We start from the raw sequence: 22,188 nt of genomic DNA on the forward strand, positions 1-22,188 counted from the left end.
TGTATCAGGGTTCCAATATTACTTGGTAGGGTGAAACATAAGCGATAGGTAATATGCAATCTAGGTATGCAAGCCCTAGCCTTTCATGCTCAGCAGTAGATGAAACAAAAACATGTGTGCCAAAGAGGTAAGAATTTTTACATTTATTTAACTTAACTTCTTTGTAGTGATTACAAGATTGAATTGAATAGCCATGAGCACCGTTGTTTATTTGACAAAACTCAGTAGCTAAAGCGTCGAGTAATTGGAAATAGGTATCTTCAGGGATCGGGTGCTCGTCAATCGTTTCTACGCTGTAGCCGTTAATTGACATAGGCTCTATCTGATAATCTTTAGCATCGACTAATTGATAATAGGCAAAACTCAGTAAGCCAATTAAAAATATCTTCTTCATGCTATTCCCTTAAACCACTACTACTAACACGTGTATAATTAAACAAATCATATACAATTATTTATCAAAACCCAAGATAAATGTAAAAAAAATGTAATAAAAAAGCCACCCTAAGGTGGCTTTTTGTGAACTGGTTAACAAAAATTACTTCAGCAGTTGTCGACGTTCAAATTCACGAATGCGCTCTTTGTAGTGTTGTACAGTTTGACTCGTTAAAACACTGCGTTGCCCATCTAATACTTGGCCATTGAATTCTGCAGCTAATTTTTTAGCGGCATTGTGCATCATGTTAAATACTTGATTTGGATCACCTGTCACAGGAAGGCTCATAAATAAAGATAAACCTTGAGTTGAAAATGTTTCCATATTATCGATATCAAACGTACCGGGGTTAAACATATTAGCTAGGCTAAACAGAACATCGCCACTGCCTGCACTATCTTCATGGCGGTGGAAAATTTTCATCTCGCCATATTTAAATCCAAGTGTTAATAAAAATGGTAATAAACTAGCACCAGATATCTGCTGTCCTTCAGCTGCCATCACGTTAAGGATTAATACTTCCTCTGGTTGACCGGCTTCGGTGTTAACCTTGGTTTCAGTTGTCTCTGCCGCTTTTTCTTGCTCCACTTCAACAACGGGCTCATCGTCTTGAGTTGCTACAAGTGGCTTAATATCTTCTTCTGGAAGTTTTATTTGAAGTTGATCATCATCACTTGGTACATCAACATGACCATCTAAATTAGGCTCTACACGTGTTTTATTTTGTTCTTGTGTATCGGTTGATAGTTTTTCTTTGAGGGAGAATTTTTTACTAAGTTTGTTGTCTTTCTCAACTATTTCATCTTCTACTTCTAGCTCAACACCTTCTTCTACTTGGTGTTTCTTATCGTTTTTACGAACCGTCCAAATGCCATGTATAACTAAACCTGCAATGGCTAAGCCACCTAAGACCATTAATACGCCGCGAAAATCTTCCATCTATGTACCTGTTTTATCCAAAACTTGTGTTCACATGTTAGCTATTTATTAGATTAACATGATGCGTTATTAAATTTCAGCAAGTTCTATTGCTTTTTCCATGTCAACAGCAACCATTCTGGAAACACCAGGTTCCTGCATGGTTACACCGACTAAATTATCTGCCATCTCCATCGCTATTTTGTTATGCGAAATGAAAACAAATTGCACTGTATCTGACATCTCTTTGACCAATCGACAAAAACGCCCAACATTTGCATCATCAAGTGGTGCATCCACTTCATCAAGCATACAAAAAGGAGCTGGGTTTAATTTGAAAATTGAAAAAACTAAAGATAGTGCAGTTAATGCCTTTTCACCGCCAGAGAGTAAATGTATTGTGCTGTTTCTTTTACCGGGTGGCCTTGCCATGATAGTAACGCCAGTATCGAGTAAATCCTCACCAGTTAAATCTAAATAAGCAGAGCCTCCACCAAAGACTTTCGGAAATAACGTTTGCAAGCCGTGATTAACCGTATCAAAGGTTTCTTTAAATTTGGCCTTTGTTTCCTTATCAATTTTCCGAATAGCTTCTTCAAGCGTGTCCAAAGCATTAACAAGATCGATATTCTGCGCATCTAAATACGTTTTGCGTTCACTTTGATGATCGTACTCTTCAATTGCAGCGAGGTTAATTGCTCCCAATCGATTAATAGAAAGTGTTGTCTTTTCTAAATCCTGTTGCCATGTATCCTCATCAGCATCGTCAGATAATTCATCTAATACCGTTTTTAGATTCACATCGAGCTCTTTTAATACATCTAAAACGGCAATTGCGCGAACGTTATAACCTTCTCGTTCAATTTTTAATGCGGCAATTTGCTCTTTGAGTTTTTCAGCTTTAGTAAATACGCCGTGTTGACCTTTTTCTAAATCAGCGATCAACTGCTCAACATCAATAAGCTGGTCTGCAATGAGTGCTCTTTCTTGTTCAGTTTCTTGTTTGAACAATATATTTTCCTGTAATTGAATAGCACTATCTTCAAGAGGAAAATCAACTTCTGTCAGTTCTTCATTGCCTTGTTGTACTTGTGCATGTTTAGTATCGAGTCGCTGTAGTACTTGTTTTAAATGTTGGGCACAAGATTGGAGTTTGTTCTTGTCTTGTTCAATTGTTAATACCAAGCTGTGTTTTTGGTTTTTTACCGACTCTAACTGACTGCGCAGGGCTTGTATTTTCTGCTCACCCTTTGCTTTAGTATTACGGGTCGCATCTTGCTGCGCTTGATAGGTTTGCAATGTTGCACTTAACTCAATGGCCTGCTCTTCTAATTCCATTTTCTGTGCAAGTTCAAGCTCGATTGTTTCTCTAGTGTCACTAACTTCTTGTTGGAGCTGTTGACGCTTTTTCGCCGCTCGTTGTTGTTGCTCTTGTTCAATTGAAATTTTGTGTTCGAGGTTGGTGATTTGTACCTTGTGGGCAGCCTGGTCTTGCTCTTTTAGTTTATAGTTTTGTGTGATGCGCTCAACATCAGTTTGTTTTTCTATTATATCAGCTGACATTGTTTCGAGTTTTTGTTCTACAACCGATATTTCAGCATCAACCGCCTTTAAATCGGCAAGTAATGACAATCTATTCTCAACTTTACCACTTGGAATATAGCTAAACTGGTGGCCAATCCACACGCCCTGTTGATTGATAATACTTTGATTTGACGTCAGCTCACTTAAATGGCCTTTAACAAGCACATTGCTAAATAACTGCCTGATGTGCTCAGGACCTTTTACAAACTGAGCCAATGAATCAGCGTGGTAAGGCATCTGATTGCTAGAATGTAACGATTCATTCTGTGAATGATATAGCTTTATCTGTGCTGGGCTGTTACTGATATCTTCATTAATAGGTTTTGAATCGCTTTTGCTAATAATGTGCTGAGTTTGTGTATTGAGTACGTGTTCTACAGCACATGCCCATTCAGGTTCTACTTCGATCGCATCATAGATACTGCTCACATCGTCATAACCTAACGATGAAAGGAATGTTATAAGTTCATCTTCAGAGCAAGGTTGTTGATTTTCAATCAATGTCGAGAGTGACGTTTGTTTAGCCTTTAATTGGTGATACTGAGCTTGTAATGCTACCTTGGATTTTTCCAGTTCATTTAGTGCTTGTTTACTGTGAACTAATTGGTCACCGAGGGTTTGCAAGGCCTCTTGGCACATTTTAAACGCAAGCTTATCGTTTTCTAATTGTTCAAAGAGCCCATCGATACTTTCTCCATCTTCACCGTCACTAGCTTTAAGTTCGTTTGATAGTTTATCAATTTGAAGCTGTCCCCGTTCTATCAAGCGTGTTAACGAGATGATTTGGTGCTGATTAGCCTTCAATTCACTATCTGACTTAAAGTATTGCTCGGAATCAGCCTGCCATTTAGCTAGCTCTTGTTTTTGCTGTGTTTCTGCATCATCTAATGCAATCTGAGCCTCATCCTGAGCTTGTTCGATAATTTCTAATTCGGGAAGATTAAATTCTAAGGTTTCTTCAAGCGCTGCCTTTTGCTCCTCTAGCTCAGTATTTTGAGCCTTAAGTTGTGTCAGTTCAGCTTCATGCGTAGCTTGTTGCCTGATTAAATTTTGCTTTTTTTCTTTTAAATGAAACTGAGTTTGTTCTTCTTTAGTAATGGCCTGACCAATTTTAAAAAGGGTCTGATTGATTTGCTCTAGCTTGTGTTTAAATTCAGCTTGTTTCGTCTTGTGCGTTTGCATTTCACCTTCATCACCTTGGTGCTGTGATAAAAGTTGTTCTAACGCCAAATTTTTCTGGCTGATATCAGCATCTAAACGTTCTGTTTGACCATTCATCCGCAACCAACGCAAAGCAGAATATTCAGCTTTAAGTTTGCGTTCACGCGCTTTTAGGTCTTTATAGCGTTTAGCCGCCGAGGCTTGTCGCTGAAGCTTTTCTAATTGCTGCTGTAATTCAGCTCTTAAATCATCTAATCGCTCAAGGTTATCACGGGTATGGCGAATGCGGTTTTCGGTTTCACGGCGCCGTTCTTTGTATTTAGAGATCCCCGCCGCTTCTTCAATAAATAATCTTAGCTCTTGAGGTTTAGATTCAATTAACCTTGAGATCATGCCCTGCTCGATGATGGCATACGATCTTGGACCTAGCCCTGTACCTAAAAATAATTCGGTAATGTCTTTTTTTCGGCATTTACTGCCATTGATAAGATAAGTTGAAACCGCATCACGTGTCACAATACGCTTAACAGCGATATCCGTATACTTGGCATATTCGCCTTGTAAACGCCCTTCACTATTGTCAAATACCAGTTCTATGCTGGCTTGAGATACGGGTTTTCGAGCGGTTGAGCCATTAAAGATGACGTCGGTCATCGCATCGCCACGCAAGTTTTTGGCAGAGCTTTCGCCTAATACCCAGCGAACCGCATCAATAATATTAGATTTACCACAACCATTTGGACCAACGATTGCTGTCATCGAAGCAGGAAACGGAACCGTCGTAGGGTCTACGAATGATTTAAAACCAGCTAATTTTATTTGTTTTAACCGCATCGACTGTGAGTTTGTAGTAATTATTCTTGAGTTTGCTCAACCAATAGTGAAACATATCAGAAGCAAAAGTTAACAACAATCAATAGTTACTCGATATGAATTATTTCCTCTCAGGCTTTTCATTAATTAGCCAAAAAGGTTTAAAACGCTTTGTTTTTATACCGCTTATCATCAATATCATCATCTTTACGGGTGCGTTTATCTATTTACTAAATCAGCTTTCTTCCCTGAATGAATGGGTACTGAGTTTATTACCCAGTTGGCTAACGTGGTTAAGTTATTTAGTTGGGCCATTTGTTGTGCTGTTAACCTTACTTAGTTTTTATTTTTTATTTACCGCCGTGGCGAATTTTATCGCCGCACCGTTTAATGGCATTTTGTCAGAGCGTGTACAGGCATTACTAACGGGTGAAAAGCCCAACGTCGAAGAAAGCTTCAACCAAATGCTCAAACGTTCATTGCAACGAGAGTGGCAAAAGCTCGTATATTCGATTCCAAAAACCATAGGCTTCTTTATTTTGTTTTGGATCCCCTTTATTGGGCCTGTTTTATGGTTTCTATTCGGCGCATGGATGTTAGCTATTCAGTATTGTGATTACCCGTTTGATAACCATCAAATAGAATTTAATGAAATGCGTGACGAGCTTTGGCAAAACAAAGGCCAGAGCTTTAGTTTCGGCACCAGTGCTCTTATTTGTACTATGATCCCAATATTAAATTTTTTAGTCATGCCCGTTGCTGTATGTGGAGCGACTAAACTATGGGTGGAAAAATACCATCGACGTTAACAAAAGGAATATTGAAAGTATGAAAGTAGCTGTTTTCAGTACAAAACCCTACGACAAGGAATATCTCACTAGCGCCAATGACACCTTTAATGCCAATTTAGAGTTTGAGTTTTATGAAGCTCATCTCAATAAAGATACCGCCATCTTGGCCAAAGGCAGCGATGCCATCTGTTGCTTTGTAAATGACAATATAGATGCAGATGTACTGACACAACTAGTAGCCTTTAATATAAAAGATATAAGTCTTCGCTGCGCTGGCTTTAATCAGGTTGATCTAGATAAAGCCAAAGAATTAGGTATTCGAGTAGCCCGAGTACCTGAGTACTCTCCTCATGCAATTGCTGAACACGCCCTTGCTTTAATTCTTGCGCTTAATCGAAACATCCATCGTGCGCACACGCGTATTCGTGAAAACGACTACTCTATTCATGGCTTATTGGGCTTTGACCTCCATGGTAAAACTGTGGCGGTATTTGGCACAGGTAAAATAGGCGCAACCTTTGCTAAAGTAATGAAAGGGCTTGGCTGCAATGTGGTTGCTTATGACCCCTACCCAAACCCTGACCTGCTAGCGCTCGATATCCCATACGTTAATTTAGATCAGGCACTTAACCGTGCAGACATCATTTCTCTGCATTGCCCGCTTATGCCAGAAACGCAATACCTCATTAACGATGAAACCTTAGCTAAGACAAAAAAAGGCGTTATGGTGATCAACACGAGTCGTGGTGGGCTAATTGATACCAAAGCCATTATCCGTGGCCTCAAAACTGGTCAAGTTGGTTATGTAGGGCTGGACGTTTATGAAGAAGAAGGTGATTTGTTTTTTGACGACTTGTCTAATCAGCTATTACAAGATGATGTATTTGCCAGATTACTGACTTTTCCTAATGTGGTCATCACCGGCCATCAGGCATTTTTTACTAAAGAAGCCCTTATCAATATTACCGACACAGTTGTGCAAAACTTAATGGATATGCGCAATAACCAAATTAAAGCGAGTAATCGCGTGGCTTAATGTCGTTTGACCCAATATGCCACAATCAGAAAGCAACGAACTGGTTGTGGCTGTTTGACTTAGTTTAGATTTAGTGTTGCTGCATTTACCAGAGCCCCATCAACAAAAATAAAAAAGCTGCTTTATCTTGCTAAGCCAATTTACATCTGAGCGAAGCCAAGTTTTATGATACGTAAAGGCTTGATTAAAAATGCCGTGACCTTTTTTATCGTAAATATGGAAAATAACCTGATCAGAGCACATGCTATCTGGTGTTTCAGAATAACTCGAATATTGCACTTTAACTTTATGGTGCCCCTTTTGAATACCGTTTGGTCGACACCCTAGTAGCAAGGCTTTGCCATCTTGATGTATACGACCGCACGTTGTTGCATATTCTCCTCTCGTACCCGCGTACATGTATTCTATTTCCAAAGTCAGTACATCTTGCGTTTCACCAATCACATTGACAGCGATTAAAGCTGCATCTTGCCAAGAACGTTCAAAGCTATCGAAATCGGAATACTGAAAATCAGCACGGTAAATTTCACGTACTTGATTGTTGGCAGCGCTGGTGTGGCTTTGTATCAGTAATGCTATTAATACAAGAATAAGTACGAATAATATGCTCGATGAAATTTTGTTGCGGGTATTCATTTACTATCCCTATGTTTAATCCTTGTTTAAATTAAACACTAACACACGTTTTCAGATAAGCCTATATAGTTCAATTGGATACAATATAAGTTGAGTTAATAAGGTGAGTAAATGCCAAATACGTTTAAATGCAGAGCTTTAATCTCATAAATAAGACAAGCTAAAAGCAAAAAAGGACCATTACAATGAAGTACCTAGTAGCAACAAAGTTGTTTATTTACACTTACCTCATAACGTTAATAACGGCTTGTGGCGGCGGCAGTAGTCAATCGTCAAATAATCAATCACGAAATACATCTACAAGCCAGCAGCATCAAACGGTAACCAATAATTCAACAACATTGACCATAGGTACCCAAGGCGATGGTTTACTTAGAGAAAAACTAGAGCATATTAAAAATACTTACAACCTACCCGCATTAGGGACGGTTATTATTCAAAATGGTGAGCTGGTTAATTTAACGGTGACAGGTGAACGCACCCAAGGTGAAGATAATCCAGTAACCAGTACAGATAGATGGTCAATTGGGTCATACACAAAACCAATGACGGCGACCCTTGCCGCTGTTATGGTTGAAAACCAGCAAATTCGCTTTGACTCAACAATTGCCGAGACCATGCCGGATCTAGTTGGTACAATTAACCCTGCTTATCACAATATTACATTAGAACAATTACTTTCAATGTCATCAGGGTTGTTGGTTAATCCGCCTAATTTTTTCTCCAGTAATTGGCTTTCATCAAACCGCCCTATGTTAGAGCAAAGAAGGCAATTAACTTCAGATATTCTAAATACTGAACCAGCCGTCTCTGAAGGTACTTTTCTCTACAGTAATGCAAGTTATATCGTTGCGGGTCATATGTTGGAAACGATCTCAGGCCAGAACTGGGAAACACTCATAGCTCAACAAGTATTTGCACCTTTAGGTATTACTAACTTTGGGTTTGGAGCCCCTGCTCATGATGAACCTGGCCTGCAACCACAAGGGCATTCGGGTACAGCCCCAAGTGTTAATATACTTCCACTTGCATTAGGGCCTGCTGGTACCACCAACATGGATTTAACCGCCATGGCAACTTTTTTAAATGCGCACCTTATGGGCATCAATGGTGAAAATAACTTACTCACTGCTGAAACATACCAGAAGTTACACACTCCAAGAGTCAGTACATTAGAAGATAATGATAATATTCAATATGCCCTAGGTTGGGGCCATAATATTGAGCAGCATAGTTTTAATCATGCAGGCAGTACAGGTAGCTTTTATGTCGTTAATTTGGCCTTACCAGATGAAAATGTTGCTTTTTTAGCGGTAACCAATATGGGCGGAGAGAATGCTAAGAGGGCCGTAGACGAAACGCTAAAATTACTTGAAGATCGATACCGAGCAATGCAGTAGGTATCATATTAAAAGCGCGTTTATTTTTGCTCTGTACTAACCGTTACAATTAGATACAGAGCAGAAAACCTTATTTGGTAAGCTAGTTACTAATGAGGAAACTACTGAGCACATCAACACCATGATTAAAGGACATTCTTTACATTTGCTATTTATCATCATGGCCTTAACGGCATTACCTGCTTGTAAATACTACAAAAATGATAAATTACAAAAGTTTGATGTCCCCCGTAAAACTAATACAGATTCGAATTTTTTTTGGTGGCCTTCACCTATTGAATATGCCCCAATGAGTTCAAAGCTAGAGCCAATTAAATTAGCATAAAAGCAAGTTAACAAGCCTGGCCACAGGCCCAACCGCAACTCCAGGCATATTGGAAGTTATAGCCGCCTAGCCAACCTGTAACTTCAGTTACTTCTCCAATAAAGTAAAGCCCTTTAGACTTTTTAGCTTCAAATAAAGTTATATTGAGTAGCTAGAATGTTCAGTTAAGCTATCCCTAATAAGGTTGATGGCTTTTTTATGTATATTGAAAACTTGAGTTTTACTGAGATCTAAAATTGAAGCTATTTCCGAATAGCTTTGTCCTAAGTTGTAATATAAACCAATCACAGACTGATAATCAGGTGGTAAGGTTTCTCGCCTATGTTTGATTTTATCTATCATCAGCTTATATTCTAATGAATCGTAAATCGCACCATCTACAGCCCTAATATCTTCGCTCTGCTCGGAGGTTTGATTAATTAATATGTCATAAGTTATTTGTGTAATTAGGCTTCTAAGAGCCTCTTCAGCATGAGGTAAAGTTTCTTCTACACCATTGACAATACTATCAACATACTCATTTTTAATTGCCCTCAACTTATGTCTGGACCAGCTATACTCGCTGAATTTAAAAATTGAATTTAAGATTGTTCCTTTTATCCTTAATTGAGAATATGCAATGAAAGTCCCTTCCTGGTTCTCGTCGAAATTATTAATCGCTTCCATTAACCCTAGGTAGGAATACTGTAGATAATCATCATACTCTGCACCTGAGAAATTTGTTTTTCGATAAAGCTGATTAGCCACATTCCTAGCCCAATTTTGATATTTTTCAAACAATTGATTTTTATCCATAAAATCAATTTATAAAGCTTGAAATTAATGAACCAGCAATTAGCCCCCATCCATCTATCAGTACAAAAAGCATAACTTTCAGTGGCAATGCAACTGTAATGGGGGGAACCATGATCATACCGAGCGACATAAGTGTACTTGCGGTAATTAAATCAATAGCAAGAAAAGGTAGAAATATAACAAATGCAATCTTAAAAGCAGTAGTCAATTCACTCAATAAAAAAGCTGGGATAAGCTGAACAAATGAAACTTCATCAGCATCATTAGGCATATTTGCTCCAGACATTTTAATTATTGTTTGAAAGTTATCTTCACTTGTTTGACTTAGCATGAAAGCTTTAATTGGTTTCGAAGCTCTATCAAAGGCTACTTGATAATTTATTTCTTGATTAAGATATGGTTTAAGAGCTTCCTCATTTACTTTTTCATAGACAGGACTCATGGTGAAAAAAGTTAAAAAAAGTGCCAGTGTAATTAAAACAATATTAGGCGGAGATTGCTGCAAACCAAGTGCGTGACGAAGCATCGCCAAAACAATAATTATCCTAGTGAAGGCCGTTGTTGCGATTAATGCAATAGGTAAAAAAGATAGCAAACCCAGAGATGCTGCTATTTTTAATTCCGGTGCTAATTCGTTTATCTGAGTAATCGTATTGTCAGTTATTCCAGAAGCAGCCATTGCGTAATTCGGAACGAAATAAAGAAACAACAATAAGAAGTTAAGTTTTATCATTTTTATCCTTAACAACGTCACTTTTATCTAAATTAATTACTGACGTATCAGATTCATATAAGAGGTACTTTTTACCATCATGGTTAATTTCAACTAGTCTTCTAGTTTTACCTAAATGGGTAATCTTCATTTTAGAATCAGTCTTGCTTGTTAATTGTTGCTGTTTGAGAAACCAAACTACAGCTAATATCAGAGACAAAAAGACTAATACGATAACGATTTCTACAGGGAAGCTGTTATCAACTGCTTTGAACTTCAAATCTGACATATGAATTCAAATTAATCAGTAATTGTTGAGACGCTTGTTATTTCTACACCATAACAATCATCAACAGCAATAAGCCTACCTTGTGCAAGTTCATTCTTGCCCAAAACTAATTTTACTGGCTCTTCAATTAGCTGCTCTAATTCAACAACCTCACCGACTTTCAAATTATATAGGTCTGATACACTCAATTTAGTTTCACCTATTACAGCAGTTAAGCTTGCCTCGATATCTTTTATTAACTCAATATCAAAAGCTGACTTATTCGTTTTATGTTGGTCAGTAATCTCATCAGCATTTGTGTATTCAATTTCATTAACTACTTTAGACATATTATTTATCCATTATGATCATTGATTTATTGTCTTTAGAACTAAGTAAGTAACCAGGTATTAAGGCCCCATCATTGGATATGGAAAGATAGAATGGTTGATCTAATTTCTGTTCTAATTTAAAGACATCTCCTTTTTTTAAATTAAAAAGGGTGTCTATGGCTACGGGCTCAATTTTAGCTTTCACTTGGAGTTTAACTTTTTCATTGAGTAAGCTTTTTACGATACTAATCTTGTTGTTATTTTGATAATTGATGTCGACTAAAAATAACCAGCTAGCAAAAACAATATTAAACAGTGGCTGTTTTGTTGTTTTGTCAATTACTAACGCCTCAACAGCGTATATGTCCCTTGAGTTAGTATTGATTTTAGAAGCAAAATCATTATCAACTTCTGCACATAAATCACTAAAGCAATCATTTACCGTAGATGAAACTAAGTGTTCATCAACTTTATCAATTTGGATTGTTCCAAATAAAGCTAATGTAAGTGCTTGTTTATTAGATGGGCATGATTTAATCAGAATCCCTTCGCTAATTTTTTTATGTGTTGCATCAGGAGTAAAACCTTGAAATGGCTTAGTTGAAAAGTTAACTTCAATTAAGAAAGATGGCTGTTGAAACCAAGCTCTTTGCCATCGTTCAACAGTCTTCTCGATTTTTTCCTGTATCGCTTTTTTTCGTTTATTACTTAATAAGCAAGAGTGAGTTACAGGCACTATTACCCCCCTCTTGTATTTTCATAGAGCTTATCCAACAATTGATCAGCTGCATTTAAGACTCTTGAGCTAGCCTGATATCCCCTTTGAATAATTAGCATGTCAGCAAATTCCTGAGATAGGTCAACGTTGGAAAGCTCAATACTTTTCCCTTCAATCGTACCTATGCCTGACTGCCCAGCAATATTAATCACTCGACTTGATGTGTCATCAGCTTTAAAAACTGCGCCATTTACAAGCTCTAGAGCTTGCTCATTCGCAAACTTTGCCATAGCTAGCTTGGGCCCTGTAACCTTTTGGCCGTTACTATAAGTAAATTCAATAGAGCCATCACTTTGAAATTCGAGTGCACTCAAAGAACCAATTTTTAAACCATCTTCAACAGAGGCTTGTAACGTTGATGTGCCTCCACCATCAACAGAAGTAGATTGAGCAAAACTACCATTATCACCAAAATTCAATGTAATCGGAGTTTTACCTCCCATTGAATCAGCTAAATCAAAAGTTAACGAATTAGCGCTATTTAGTGGTGTGCCATCGTTATCAAAGCGAATTTCCCCAGATTTTATTACGTTCCCTTCTTGATCGGTAATATCGACTAACCAACTGCCTGTTGTCACACTTGAGTTATTCGAAAATGATAATGTGACAAACTTTTCTTCGCCTAAGGCATTTATTACACTTACCGAACTTATCTCATGGCTAACGCCTCCAGAAGACAAATTACCTGATAATGAAATACTTGTTGAAGCTTCAGGTGCTGAAACTTGGAAAGCATCGATATTGAAAGGGACAACCTGACCATTATCATCTAGAGCTGCAACAGTGCCACCAGAATTTTTATCGATTAAGTTACCACTTTGATCAAATGAAAACTGCCCAGCCCTTGTATACAACGTATTATCATCTTGCAGTAAAACAAAAAAACCTTCCCCCGTTATTGCAAGATCAGTAACGTTACCCGTTTGTTTGATGTCACCGTTTGTAAAGCGGTAAGCAATTTCATCAAGCTGGGTACCGTGGCCTGCTCCATCACCACTATTAAGGCTTTTATAAAATGCATCTTTGCCTCTGTATCCAGGTGTACTCATATTTGCAATATTATTACTCACCGTATCTAGGTTCTTCGAAAAGGAGAACAACCCTGACAAACCGGTATAAAACGATTGGAACATACTTTCTTCCTTAATCTTCAATTATTTGTATTTGGCTCAGTGAGATATTTTCAGTTAACTCACCTTGTGTATTTCTAATCGATAGTAAAGGCCCTGTAGATGAATAATCTGCAGACTCCACTCTTCCTTCAAAACTGACTCCGCTTGCTGTTTGAACTTGAACATTCTTCCCTAGCAAAGATAATGACTGGCCAGAACTCGTCATCGATAACAAACCAGTTAGGTTTTCATTAGTCAATCTACCTTGCTCTAATGTTGAAAACTGAGCCAATTGGGCAAGAAACTCACGATTATTAAGAGGTTCAAGAGGGTCTTGGAAATTTAATTGTGCTAAAAATAACTCTACAAAGTCTTCTTGCGAAATACTAGAATTGCTCGCTTCAACTGCATTAGTTGATATTTGATTTCCAATGGCTTCAACTGTCATGTCCGTTTCCTTTTTGCCAAACCACTTGGCCATTAATATTGATTTCTTTTATTTCTTGTTTTGATTCAAATGGGTTTTCTTGAATCATTGCTATTAGCTCCTGGCTTTGATTTTTTGCCAAGTTAAAGTCACGTATCCAAAATTTTTGCCCATTACTGCTTGTAGTAGAGAAAAAGTTCTTTGATAAAATTGGATGACTAAAGTGGGCATAAATCAGTTTTTCATTAGCTTTGTTACTTTCAACTAATTTAGAGTTATTCAAAATTTGATTTGAATTAGTTGAATAGCGAATACTTTCACCGTATTGCTTTGAACTTTCAGTAACGTGAGAAAATTGCCAGCTTAAATTAGGTAATATTGTTAAAGGGCCATTAAACTTGGAATTACTTTTAATATTATTTAAGGGGTCAACTTGCAAAGACGTTTCTTGAGAACCGTGATGAAACAGCGTAAATGAAACTTCATTTGTGGCATAAAACTTAAATAGAATAGTTGTTTTATAATTAGCGATGTCTTCTAAGCTTTGATTCTCAGTAAAATGTATCTGTTTATTAGGTAACTCGTTCTGATATTCTGCTTGAAATAGTGCTTGATTTAATCGATTACCCATCTTGTTGTAGTCTTCATTAGCAATTTGATGCGAAGGAATAACGTCTCGATTAAAAACACGGTCTTCAAAGGTTACTTTGCTAACAAGTTGATTTTCATAAGCCGTTTGATCTTGAGCTTTTTCTGATAAATGTTGAACAAAATCCAGTAAGTGAGCACCACTTATACTACTAGTTGTATTATTAACAAGCTGCTGTCCGTTTATAGCTAAAGTACCTTTCAAATCAATCATCATTAATTTTGTTCCTGAGTGTTATATCTCATTGAAAAAGCATCATTCAATTCAATCTCAAGTGATTTAAGATTCTGTGTATTGAGTTCACTCTGCTTGTTATCTACTTGAGTTTGGTAGTTTTCTCGTTGCTTTCGTAAACTGGCTAACTTGGCTTTTGATTTAACAACTTTATTGTTAGCTTCTTGGTGGGCAAGGGTTAACTCTCTTAATTCTTGTTCATTAGAGCTTAAAAATGCATGGCATACATTGTGTGTTATTAATATATCGGATTGATTATCAAGTGAACTATTGGCTTTTTCTAAAAGTGTTTTCTTCGCAAAAATAAGATCAGCTATAGCCTCAACTTCATTCTGGGCTTTGGCAAGGTTTCCCGCTTCAGAAATAAAGGCCTGATTTTTTACCTTGGCAAATATCTCAGCTATTTTGATTGACTGCTTGATTTTATTCGTTGACATGTTCACCCCTTAACTGAACATTTGCATTAGCATTTTCTTACTTTGGTCTACGCTCAGTAAGTCGTCTGGTGTTTGCTTCAGGAACGCTTCAAGCTCAAGCCATTTTTCTACGATAGCTTCTGATTTATCAGTATCTGACATGGCTCCCATATCAATTAGCTCTTTATTATCAATGTAATTTGTTAATGCTGACTTTGCTTTACCAACATTTTCTAAATGGCTGTGATTATTCAACTGTCTAAACAAGCGACTGACACTTTTAAGCACATCAATTGCTGGGTAGTGGTTTCTATCAGCTAACTCTCTAGTCAAAACAATATGGCCATCTAATATCGCTCTAACACAATCTACGACAGGGTCATTAAAATCATCCCCCTCAACTAGTACACTGAAAATTGCAGAAATAGCACCACGACCTTTGAACATTCCACAACGCTCAATAATCGAAGGGATTTCAGAAAAGACAGAAGGAGTAAAACCTTTAACAGTCGGTGGCTCACCAATTGACAATCCAATCTCCCTTAGTGCCAACGCAAAGCGAGTTATTGAATCTAAAATGAACAGAACATTCTTACCTTGTTTTGAGAAATATTCCGCAATAGCCATTGCGTTATAAACTGCGTGGGCACGTATTAGGGGCGGTTGTTCAGCTGTGGCAGCTATAACAACAGAGTTTTCCATCCCCTTTTCGCCAAGAGAAGCATTCACAAACTCTTCTACTTCACGCCCTCTTTCCCCAATTAATGCAATGACATTTATATCTTCAGACAAGTTATTACTGACCGTACTTAATAAAGTACTTTTCCCAACACCACTTCCAGCAAACAAGCCAATTCTTTGTCCACGGCCAAAAGTAATAAAGTTATCAATAGCTTTTATGCCTGTATCAATCGGTGCAGTTATAGGGCTTCTAGACATTGGATTTATTGGTTCCTGATACAAGGGGTAATCTTTATAACCTTGAATATTACCTTTGCTGTCTAAAGGCTCACCAAATGCATCAATAACCCGTCCTAGTAGGCCTTTGCCTACTTTAGCCATTGCCATATTTCCAGTAGCATTAACCAAACTACCTTGAGAAATTCCTTTAATTTTTTGATAAGGCATGAGAAGTACGCGATTTTCTTTTATGGCTACCACTTCAGTGATCACTGTTTGTCGGCCAAATTTCGGATGAATTTCGCATATCTCACCGATATATGTATCGGGACATGTAGCTTCAATGACCATACCTTTGGTCTGAATGACTTTTCCATGCCTTTTAAAAGGCGATAAGTTATCTAAAGCATCGAAGTACTTCTGCATCAGACTTCATTGCTCCCCGAACATAACAATGAAGAAATTTTGTTAAAATTTTCATTAAACCAGAATTCTAAGGTGCCTGATGCCGTCTTAATTTTATAACTGCCTAAACTAATTTCGCTGCACGGTTTGATTTCAAAACCTTCCTGAAGATGAGACGATATATTTAACTGAGTCAACATATTAAAGTCAGCCTCATTAAAAAAGATCTCTACACCTAACTCTTCTACATACTCATGAGTAATTTCGTCTAAAATGTTTTTTACGCGTTCACTATTATTTAAATAGTCGATTCCTAGAAGTGTTAACGCTCGATGAACTAAAGCTATTACTTCCTGCTCATTCTCAATATTGAGGGACAGCTCTTTAACTGATAACTTTTCAAGTAGATTATTAAGATTAGTTTTTGCGGTTTCCAACTTCTGAATAATTTCATTGTGTTCAGTTTCATATTGGTCTTTAGCAGTATTCTTACCCTGTTCAAAGCCTTCTTGGTAACCTAATTCAGTAGCTTTACTTTCAATAGCTCGATATTGCTCACCAAATGTATCCATTAATAGGGAATCAACTTCATCTGTATCTAACTTCAACATTAAAGATTTAATTTGTTCAAGTGGTGAAATTTCAGCAACATTTTCTAAAGTATTTACTTCCTGATTCAAATCCATATCAGGCAAGTTCTTGAGGCCAAAAGTCTGAATTTTATTCATATCAGTCATGATTCTTCTCTAAATACTGCGAGATAGATTGCTTAAACTTAGCTGGTAAAGCGCTATCATCCTTTTCGACCTTTTCAATAACCGCTGTTATTTTTTCAGAGTAAGCAAGGTTTTTAGATGTCGATTTTTTTACTGAGCTATTAAGTAAAATCTTCAAATTCTTTTTACTTTTTTTATCTAACTTGAAGTAAAGCCAACATTTATCCAACCAATTTAATTGACTAATTTTTTGATTAAGTAATTCAATATCACAGTTCACAATCACTTTACCTCTTTGCCATCACTGCTTGATTGACTTCAACCAAAAGAGCCTGTTTCTCTTGAGCAGACAAACGTTTTTGTTTTCCAACTGCGAACATTAGAATGTTACTGGTAATAAAAATTAATAATGCTAAGCCATACCAGATAGGATTTATTTCTAGACCTAATTCATCTTTTCTAGATATCTCTGTGCTTGTTGGGTTAGGTACAAAAGAACTGCTAACACTTTCTTCTTCTACAAGGGGGGGGGATAAGTTTTCCAATGGAGTAAAAACATTCACGGTTAACACATCACCTCTTTGCTCATCAATTCCAACAGCAGTGCCAATTAATCGAGTTAATTCTTTGAGCTGGTTATCATCAATATCCGCCAACAAAGCAACGGCAACAGACAAACGTTGAAGTTTCTCTGGCGCATAGATAACTTCTTTTGTTTGTTTAGTGTGGGCATATTCAATTTCTAGATTACTTTGTTGGTCATCTTGTTCACCATCGGTTGATTTTTCACTGATACTTTCTTTTTTACGCACCATTAAACCACTCTGCCCGTTCACCGGTAGAACGGCTTGAGTGATGGTTTTCGTCTTAGTTTTATCCACAACAGCGGATACCGTCACACTGTATTGTTGCTTGTTAAAATACAGTGATAAAACTGATTCAATTTTATTCTGTTTAGTGCTTTCAATGTTCGCAGAAACATTTGAATAAAGCCCAATCGAATCTAATGCCCGATTGCCGAGTGATTGGCCAAACTGATCAAATACGGATACATCTTTCTCATCTAACTGATCAACTGATGACGAAATAAGTTGCTTAACAGTTATAACTTGTTGGTAGGTCATTTGATGTTTATCAACTATCATCAATTTAACCGCCGCTTTTGCTCTGTCTTGCTCGGTTTTAAAGAGCTTTTTCTCAGCTGGGGTAATATGAACACGAGCTGAATCAATAAAGCTAAATTGACTTAGTGTTCTTTCAAGCTCTCCTTGAATAGCACGTTGATAGGTGACTTTTTGAGTATGTTCCGTCAAGCCATACTCAACGGTATCATATAACTCTAAACCATTAGACTTATGATCTTTTCCTTTAACGCTTGAAATGCCGAGTAAAGCCTCTTCGTAGGCAGATTCTGGCACTGCAATAGCTTGCCCGTGTTCTGATAACTCGTATCCAATTCCCTTCTCAATAAGAGCATTGACTAATGTTTCAGATTCGCTTGCGTCACTAGTACGGGTTAATTGAACATAGTTTGGGTTGAGCACCCAATAAACAGCTAAGAGCGATCCAAACAGGATCACAAAAATACCGGTGAGCAAGCTAATTTTCTTTGCTGAACTTAAATTGTCTAACATTGATTGACCCTTAACCTAACTACAACTGCATTCGCATAACTTCTTGATAAGATTCAAGTAGTTTATTTCTAACTTCAACTGCTAACTGCAAGGACAGTTTGGCTTCGGTCATTGTTAACATTACTTCATGGGTACTTACTTCTTTGCCCATTGCAACTTTTTCTAATAATTGATTACTTTCAATCAATTTGGCATTCAAATCAGTAATTGCGTTACTCATTGCACCCTGCAAAGAAAAATCCTGATCCGGCTGTACAGTTTGATTTAGTTCCAATGTTGGCATCTCAGTTTTTAACGCAGAAACACCAAAGTCTATTGCATCAATAATCACTTTTATTTTCCTATCTCAATTGCTTTAGCGCCCATTTCTTTATAGGCATTAAAAGCTTTAATGTTGGCCTCGTAATGGCGATTAGCTTTATTAAGCATGAGCATTTGTTCGACCATGTTGATGTCAGGCGTATAAATAAAACCTTGCGCATCAGATTTTGCATGTTCGGGCTTATAAATGGCTTTCATTGCAATGTCTTGTTCGATAACTTCAACTTCATTACGACTGTTCAAACTAGCCATAAACGGCTTTGCAACGTCGTTAGGCGAAGAGCTAATTTGATTAGCATTAGCAATATTTTTACTCGCGGCTTCTAGGTAAGCTTTTTGTAGCTTCATTCCTTGTAGTGCAATCTCGTAAACTTCAGACATTAACGGTTACCTACAATTGCAGTCTTTAATAGGTCTAATTTTCGGTTTAAGCCTTCAGCAAGAGACTTATATTTGCCAGAAACAATTAACGATTCTGCAACTAATTCATCAGCACTAATTTCATTTGCATCAATGCTTTTAAATTCAGCAAACAATTCAATATCATTGTTAACTTGTTGAACAAAATTGCTTTTTTCTTCAGGTGAAAGGTTATCCAATTGCGCTAATACATGCGAAAAATTGACTTCTTTCGGGGTACCAATTCCTGCAATATTTTTAGCTAGAACACTTTGTTCAAGCTTTAACATCGACAGTCTCATATTGGCTAATTCAATAACATCAATACTATCCATTTATCTCTCCAAATATTATTGAATAATTAATTCTGCGTGTAAGCCACCACTCTTTTTCAAAGCTTGTAATATTGAAATAATATCTCGGGTGGATAAATTTAACTTCTGAAGCGAAGTAACAAAATCGGCGATATTGGTGCCCTGCTCATTGCTATATACAACCTGATTTTCAGTGTTATCAGATAACCTTGTTTCAGGTACAACTTGGGTTCTAATAGCATCTGAAGGGCGATACAAGAAACTATTTGGTTGGGATACAAGGTAATCTGTACTCACCGAAAGTTTAAGTGCGCCATAAGAAATGACAACATCATCAATCATCACATCAGCACCTGAGACAATGACACCTGTTTTTTCATTAACAACTACTCGTGAGGCAGTGTCAGGTCTTACTTGTATTGTTTCAATTTTGGCCATTAATTGTACAATTGAAACATCTTCATCTAATGGTTTGATTTTAATTCTACTAGCATGAATAGCTGTCGCTTCTATGTTACTTAGAGATCTATTTAATGCAGCTTCTACTTTGGCCGCCGTAGCAAAATTTTGGCTATTTAAAACTAAATATAAAGAACCATCATCCGCTAAAAAGTCATTATTGATACTGCGTTCAACAGTGCCCCCGCCGAGCACCGTTCCAACGGTTGGATGATTTTTTTGGATAGCACTATCAAACTTATCTAGTTGATAGCCCCCTACAGCCAGAGGACCTTGTGCTAGCGCGTAGATCGAACCATTTACAGCTTTCAAAGGTGCTAATAAAAGCGTCCCCCCCATTAAACTTCGTGCATCTCCCATAGCTGATACTTGAACATCGATCACATCACCTTGCTGAGCAAATGCGGATAATTCTGATGTGATTAAAACTGCAGCAACATTCTTGCTGAAAATATCTTTGTCATCTACCACTACACCAAAGTTTTGTAGAGTGTTTCGGATTGACTGCACTGTCGATCGCGAACGATTTGAATCACCAGTGCCAGATAATCCAACTACAAGACCATAACCTGTAAGAGCATTATTTCTTACGCCATCAAAACGTGCAAAGTCTCTAATTTGAACTCCAGATTGATTAACAGCTAAAGATAAGGGGCTAAATATAAGAAATGATAATATCATTAACGTTAAACAATGGTTCATATCAACCCCACTCCTTTAAAGAATTTGTAAAAAATTCCAGAGTCTTTCCCTTCACTAACCTCGCCTTGGCCAGTAAATTTAATTTGGGCATCAAATAAACGTGTCGAAATTAAAGTGTTATCTGAACTAATATCCGAGACTCTTGCTTTACCTGTTATTTCGATGGTCTGTTCTTCACCGTCAATTTTAATACTTTGCTTACCTCGAATGACGATGTTCTGGTTCAAGTCAACTTCAAGGACAACAGCTGTTAATTGAGCACGAATAAAACCATTCCTTTGGTTACTTGCATCGCCTTCCTGATCAGAGCCAACGCCTACGTTAAAATCTCTAGACCAATTCAAATTGTCATCACTATCTTTGCGTCCTGCTTTAGCATCTAAAGACATGCCAAAGCGTCCAGAACTTCCATTGCCGGCACTAGATGCAGCTTCGGCCGTTTCCATAATCATGATGGTGACAGTATCACCTACTTCACTTGCTCTTTTATCGGCAGTATAAGATTTGAAAGCATCTTCATTGAATAAGGAATTAGCCCATCCAGTATGGATGATGCTAACAAACATCAATAACGCACATATTAATTTCATTACCTTTCCTTAGATCTCGACTAAGCCATCAGAAACAACAGTTGCAGTAACTGCTGATTTAGCACCATCAACCAAAACCTTAACTTTTTGACCAACTAGGCCACCTATGAGTGTTTTTCCTGATGTTTGGATAAAAACGCCTTTATGAGAGCTAGTCACCCTAACTTTTTGACCTGCCATTACGGGTTTGTAGGGTTTAAATTGATTGAGGACTAAACTGTCACCTTCAAGTGTGTTTGCTAGCGCGACAAAACGTTTGGTGTTGTTTTGTTTAGTTATAAAATCAGCCTTCGACAAAAATTTTTTTGCTAATTTACTATCTACTTTGATCCAATTTATGTCAGATTCATCAATTGTTTGCCCTTGGTATATGTCCTTATTTCCTTGTGCTATATCTTGCTCAAATCGAATTTGGTACCAGACTGTCGATAGTACATCGTCATCACCTAATAGCTCTACCGCTATTCTTTGTTGCTTCAAGTTCCGATCGATAATAGGCCTCACCAAGGTAACTTGATTATCAAGACACATTTTTTTATTTGCTTCGACTCTTTTTAACGACAACAAGTTAACATCAGGCCTTTTCTCAAAAAGTACTTCACGTACTTTATTTAGAACAACGTCATGGTCTACTTGATGGCATACCTCAAGTATTATTAGACTGTCGGAGTTCACCTTAATTGCAACGCCTAATTGATTTGTAAGGGTCTCACCTAATTCTGAAGCACGAAACCAATTGCGTTTGCCATCAAATAATAATGGTTGCTGTATTAGTTTAGTTAACTGATCACCATTACTTTTGACTTCACCTAAATCATCTAAAAATACAGGTGAAGACAAACTTAGTTTTTGCTTGTAAATTGTCAGCTCTACTGCTTTAAGTGGTAAGCTCAGGGTTAGCAACAGCAGGATAAACCTTTTCACA

The 22,188-nt window shown here is 37.3% G+C and carries 26 protein-coding genes and 1 pseudogene; 3 read left to right on the forward strand and 24 right to left on the reverse strand.

All coding sequences use genetic code 11. From position 1 onward, the window contains the following. Window positions 1-4: 4 nt before the first annotated feature. The 3 genes from HR060_RS10900 to smc all read right to left on the reverse strand — a co-directional run bounded on the left by HR060_RS10900 (window position 5) and on the right by smc (window position 4,933). A complete protein-coding gene (locus HR060_RS10900; protein ID WP_174200325.1) occupies window positions 5-394 on the reverse strand; it encodes a hypothetical protein in 390 nt (129 codons plus the stop codon). 144 nt (window positions 395-538) lie between these two features. Continuing rightward, the gene (zipA, locus tag HR060_RS10905; protein WP_174200326.1) at window positions 539-1,375 is read right to left on the reverse strand and encodes a cell division protein ZipA; all 837 of its coding nucleotides are present in this window, start codon (window positions 1,373-1,375) and stop codon (window positions 539-541) included. Between the two features lie 69 nt (window positions 1,376-1,444). Beyond that, window positions 1,445-4,933, reverse strand: coding sequence for a chromosome segregation protein SMC (gene smc / locus HR060_RS10910; protein ID WP_174200327.1), 3,489 nt, complete (start codon window positions 4,931-4,933; stop codon window positions 1,445-1,447). A 95-nt stretch (window positions 4,934-5,028) separates the two neighbouring features. Here smc and cysZ point away from each other — a divergent pair, with 95 nt between their 5' ends. Then, entirely contained in the window at window positions 5,029-5,721 is a 693-nt protein-coding gene (gene cysZ, locus HR060_RS10915; RefSeq protein ID WP_174200328.1) for a sulfate transporter CysZ, read from the forward strand. Window positions 5,722-5,740: 19 nt separating this feature from the next. Next, on the forward strand, window positions 5,741-6,739 hold the full coding sequence (locus HR060_RS10920; RefSeq protein WP_174200329.1) for a 2-hydroxyacid dehydrogenase: 999 nt from the start codon (window positions 5,741-5,743) through the stop codon (window positions 6,737-6,739). 99 nt (window positions 6,740-6,838) lie between these two features. Here the strand turns inward: HR060_RS10920 and HR060_RS10925 are convergent, their stop codons facing one another. After that, the gene (locus HR060_RS10925) at window positions 6,839-7,375 is read right to left on the reverse strand and encodes a hypothetical protein (RefSeq protein WP_174200330.1); all 537 of its coding nucleotides are present in this window, start codon (window positions 7,373-7,375) and stop codon (window positions 6,839-6,841) included. Window positions 7,376-7,560: 185 nt separating this feature from the next. On the opposite strand from HR060_RS10925, the gene HR060_RS10930 reads away from it, so the two are divergent. After that, complete coding sequence (locus HR060_RS10930) at window positions 7,561-8,775, forward strand: serine hydrolase domain-containing protein (protein ID WP_174200331.1); 1,215 nt, start codon at window positions 7,561-7,563, stop codon at window positions 8,773-8,775. Window positions 8,776-9,107: 332 nt separating this feature from the next. Here the strand turns inward: HR060_RS10930 and HR060_RS10935 are convergent. From HR060_RS10935 to HR060_RS19755, 20 genes and pseudogenes are all read right to left on the reverse strand, one after another. Beyond that, window positions 9,108-9,248, reverse strand: a pseudogene (locus tag HR060_RS10935) (NAD(P)/FAD-dependent oxidoreductase); the annotation flags it as partial. Further along, window positions 9,239-9,895: a sigma-70 family RNA polymerase sigma factor gene (locus HR060_RS10940; protein ID WP_174200332.1), complete on the reverse strand. Its 657-nt coding sequence runs from the start codon at window positions 9,893-9,895 to the stop codon at window positions 9,239-9,241. The gene HR060_RS10940 and the pseudogene HR060_RS10935, both read right to left, overlap by 10 nt. 4 nt (window positions 9,896-9,899) lie before the next feature. After that, window positions 9,900-10,628, reverse strand: coding sequence for a flagellar type III secretion system pore protein FliP (fliP, locus tag HR060_RS10945; RefSeq protein ID WP_174200333.1), 729 nt, complete (start codon window positions 10,626-10,628; stop codon window positions 9,900-9,902). After that, window positions 10,615-10,896 carry a hypothetical protein gene (locus HR060_RS10950; protein WP_174200334.1) on the reverse strand — a complete coding sequence of 94 codons (282 nt, stop codon included), beginning with the start codon at window positions 10,894-10,896 and terminating at the stop codon, window positions 10,615-10,617. Before HR060_RS10950 ends, fliP begins: the two co-directional genes overlap by 14 nt. A gap of 11 nt (window positions 10,897-10,907) precedes the next feature. Continuing rightward, a complete protein-coding gene (locus tag HR060_RS10955; RefSeq protein ID WP_174200335.1) occupies window positions 10,908-11,225 on the reverse strand; it encodes a FliM/FliN family flagellar motor switch protein in 318 nt (105 codons plus the stop codon). 1 nt (window position 11,226) lies between these two features. Continuing rightward, the gene (locus HR060_RS10960) at window positions 11,227-11,943 is read right to left on the reverse strand and encodes a hypothetical protein (protein ID WP_174200336.1); all 717 of its coding nucleotides are present in this window, start codon (window positions 11,941-11,943) and stop codon (window positions 11,227-11,229) included. Window positions 11,944-11,945: 2 nt separating this feature from the next. Further along, a complete protein-coding gene (gene flgF, locus HR060_RS10965; protein WP_174200337.1) occupies window positions 11,946-13,118 on the reverse strand; it encodes a flagellar basal-body rod protein FlgF in 1,173 nt (390 codons plus the stop codon). A 10-nt stretch (window positions 13,119-13,128) separates the two neighbouring features. Further along, window positions 13,129-13,545, reverse strand: a complete 417-nt coding sequence (locus HR060_RS10970; protein WP_174200338.1) for a flagellar hook assembly protein FlgD — start codon at window positions 13,543-13,545, stop codon at window positions 13,129-13,131. After that, window positions 13,535-14,389 carry a hypothetical protein gene (locus tag HR060_RS10975; RefSeq protein ID WP_174200339.1) on the reverse strand — a complete coding sequence of 285 codons (855 nt, stop codon included), beginning with the start codon at window positions 14,387-14,389 and terminating at the stop codon, window positions 13,535-13,537. Before HR060_RS10975 ends, HR060_RS10970 begins: the two co-directional genes overlap by 11 nt. Continuing rightward, window positions 14,389-14,844: a hypothetical protein gene (locus HR060_RS10980; protein WP_174200340.1), complete on the reverse strand. Its 456-nt coding sequence runs from the start codon at window positions 14,842-14,844 to the stop codon at window positions 14,389-14,391. The genes HR060_RS10975 and HR060_RS10980 overlap by 1 nt, the downstream gene beginning before the upstream one ends. Window positions 14,845-14,853: 9 nt before the next feature. Next, the gene (locus HR060_RS10985) at window positions 14,854-16,149 is read right to left on the reverse strand and encodes a FliI/YscN family ATPase (RefSeq protein ID WP_174200341.1); all 1,296 of its coding nucleotides are present in this window, start codon (window positions 16,147-16,149) and stop codon (window positions 14,854-14,856) included. Further along, complete coding sequence (locus HR060_RS10990) at window positions 16,149-16,865, reverse strand: FliH/SctL family protein (RefSeq protein ID WP_174200342.1); 717 nt, start codon at window positions 16,863-16,865, stop codon at window positions 16,149-16,151. Before HR060_RS10990 ends, HR060_RS10985 begins: the two co-directional genes overlap by 1 nt. After that, window positions 16,858-17,130, reverse strand: coding sequence for a hypothetical protein (locus tag HR060_RS10995; protein WP_174200343.1), 273 nt, complete (start codon window positions 17,128-17,130; stop codon window positions 16,858-16,860). Before HR060_RS10995 ends, HR060_RS10990 begins: the two co-directional genes overlap by 8 nt. 1 nt (window position 17,131) lies before the next feature. Continuing rightward, window positions 17,132-18,478, reverse strand: coding sequence for a flagellar M-ring protein FliF C-terminal domain-containing protein (locus tag HR060_RS11000; RefSeq protein ID WP_174200344.1), 1,347 nt, complete (start codon window positions 18,476-18,478; stop codon window positions 17,132-17,134). A gap of 19 nt (window positions 18,479-18,497) precedes the next feature. After that, on the reverse strand, window positions 18,498-18,809 hold the full coding sequence (gene fliE, locus HR060_RS11005; RefSeq protein ID WP_174200345.1) for a flagellar hook-basal body complex protein FliE: 312 nt from the start codon (window positions 18,807-18,809) through the stop codon (window positions 18,498-18,500). Window positions 18,810-18,811: 2 nt separating this feature from the next. After that, on the reverse strand, window positions 18,812-19,180 hold the full coding sequence (locus HR060_RS11010) for a flagellar basal body rod protein FlgC (protein WP_174200346.1): 369 nt from the start codon (window positions 19,178-19,180) through the stop codon (window positions 18,812-18,814). Next, window positions 19,180-19,533 carry a hypothetical protein gene (locus HR060_RS11015; RefSeq protein WP_174200347.1) on the reverse strand — a complete coding sequence of 118 codons (354 nt, stop codon included), beginning with the start codon at window positions 19,531-19,533 and terminating at the stop codon, window positions 19,180-19,182. The genes HR060_RS11010 and HR060_RS11015 overlap by 1 nt, the downstream gene beginning before the upstream one ends. A gap of 15 nt (window positions 19,534-19,548) precedes the next feature. Further along, window positions 19,549-20,673, reverse strand: a complete 1,125-nt coding sequence (locus HR060_RS11020; RefSeq protein WP_174200348.1) for a flagellar basal body P-ring protein FlgI — start codon at window positions 20,671-20,673, stop codon at window positions 19,549-19,551. Then, window positions 20,670-21,263 (reverse strand): flagellar basal body L-ring protein FlgH, encoded by a 594-nt coding sequence (locus HR060_RS11025; RefSeq protein WP_174200349.1) that lies wholly within the window; start codon window positions 21,261-21,263, stop codon window positions 20,670-20,672. Before HR060_RS11025 ends, HR060_RS11020 begins: the two co-directional genes overlap by 4 nt. Before the next feature lie 9 nt (window positions 21,264-21,272). Further along, a complete protein-coding gene (locus HR060_RS19755; RefSeq protein WP_174200350.1) occupies window positions 21,273-22,187 on the reverse strand; it encodes a flagella basal body P-ring formation protein FlgA in 915 nt (304 codons plus the stop codon). Window position 22,188 lies beyond the last annotated feature (1 nt).

This window comes from Marinifaba aquimaris, assembly GCF_013328345.1.
Taxonomy (GTDB): Bacteria; Pseudomonadota; Gammaproteobacteria; order Enterobacterales; family Alteromonadaceae; genus Marinifaba; species Marinifaba aquimaris.

Coding starts and splice junctions, on each gene's coding strand:
- HR060_RS10980 (WP_174200340.1), bottom strand. CDS start 14,844: ATGTCAACGAATAAAATCAAGCAGTCAATCAAAATAGCTGAGATATTT.
- HR060_RS10985 (WP_174200341.1), bottom strand. CDS start 16,149: ATGCAGAAGTACTTCGATGCTTTAGATAACTTATCGCCTTTTAAAAGG.
- HR060_RS10900 (WP_174200325.1), bottom strand. CDS start 394: ATGAAGAAGATATTTTTAATTGGCTTACTGAGTTTTGCCTATTATCAA.
- HR060_RS10990 (WP_174200342.1), bottom strand. CDS start 16,865: ATGACTGATATGAATAAAATTCAGACTTTTGGCCTCAAGAACTTGCCT.
- HR060_RS11025 (WP_174200349.1), bottom strand. CDS start 21,263: ATGAAATTAATATGTGCGTTATTGATGTTTGTTAGCATCATCCATACT.
- HR060_RS10930 (WP_174200331.1), top strand. CDS start 7,561: ATGAAGTACCTAGTAGCAACAAAGTTGTTTATTTACACTTACCTCATA.
- smc (WP_174200327.1), bottom strand. CDS start 4,933: ATGCGGTTAAAACAAATAAAATTAGCTGGTTTTAAATCATTCGTAGAC.
- flgF (WP_174200337.1), bottom strand. CDS start 13,118: ATGTTCCAATCGTTTTATACCGGTTTGTCAGGGTTGTTCTCCTTTTCG.
- HR060_RS10970 (WP_174200338.1), bottom strand. CDS start 13,545: ATGACAGTTGAAGCCATTGGAAATCAAATATCAACTAATGCAGTTGAA.
- HR060_RS10920 (WP_174200329.1), top strand. CDS start 5,741: ATGAAAGTAGCTGTTTTCAGTACAAAACCCTACGACAAGGAATATCTC.
- fliP (WP_174200333.1), bottom strand. CDS start 10,628: ATGATAAAACTTAACTTCTTATTGTTGTTTCTTTATTTCGTTCCGAAT.
- HR060_RS11020 (WP_174200348.1), bottom strand. CDS start 20,673: ATGAACCATTGTTTAACGTTAATGATATTATCATTTCTTATATTTAGC.
- cysZ (WP_174200328.1), top strand. CDS start 5,029: ATGAATTATTTCCTCTCAGGCTTTTCATTAATTAGCCAAAAAGGTTTA.
- HR060_RS10925 (WP_174200330.1), bottom strand. CDS start 7,375: ATGAATACCCGCAACAAAATTTCATCGAGCATATTATTCGTACTTATT.
- HR060_RS11015 (WP_174200347.1), bottom strand. CDS start 19,533: ATGGATAGTATTGATGTTATTGAATTAGCCAATATGAGACTGTCGATG.
- HR060_RS10955 (WP_174200335.1), bottom strand. CDS start 11,225: ATGTCTAAAGTAGTTAATGAAATTGAATACACAAATGCTGATGAGATT.
- HR060_RS11010 (WP_174200346.1), bottom strand. CDS start 19,180: ATGTCTGAAGTTTACGAGATTGCACTACAAGGAATGAAGCTACAAAAA.
- zipA (WP_174200326.1), bottom strand. CDS start 1,375: ATGGAAGATTTTCGCGGCGTATTAATGGTCTTAGGTGGCTTAGCCATT.
- HR060_RS10950 (WP_174200334.1), bottom strand. CDS start 10,896: ATGTCAGATTTGAAGTTCAAAGCAGTTGATAACAGCTTCCCTGTAGAA.
- HR060_RS10975 (WP_174200339.1), bottom strand. CDS start 14,389: ATGATGATTGATTTGAAAGGTACTTTAGCTATAAACGGACAGCAGCTT.
- HR060_RS11000 (WP_174200344.1), bottom strand. CDS start 18,478: ATGTTAGACAATTTAAGTTCAGCAAAGAAAATTAGCTTGCTCACCGGT.
- HR060_RS10940 (WP_174200332.1), bottom strand. CDS start 9,895: ATGGATAAAAATCAATTGTTTGAAAAATATCAAAATTGGGCTAGGAAT.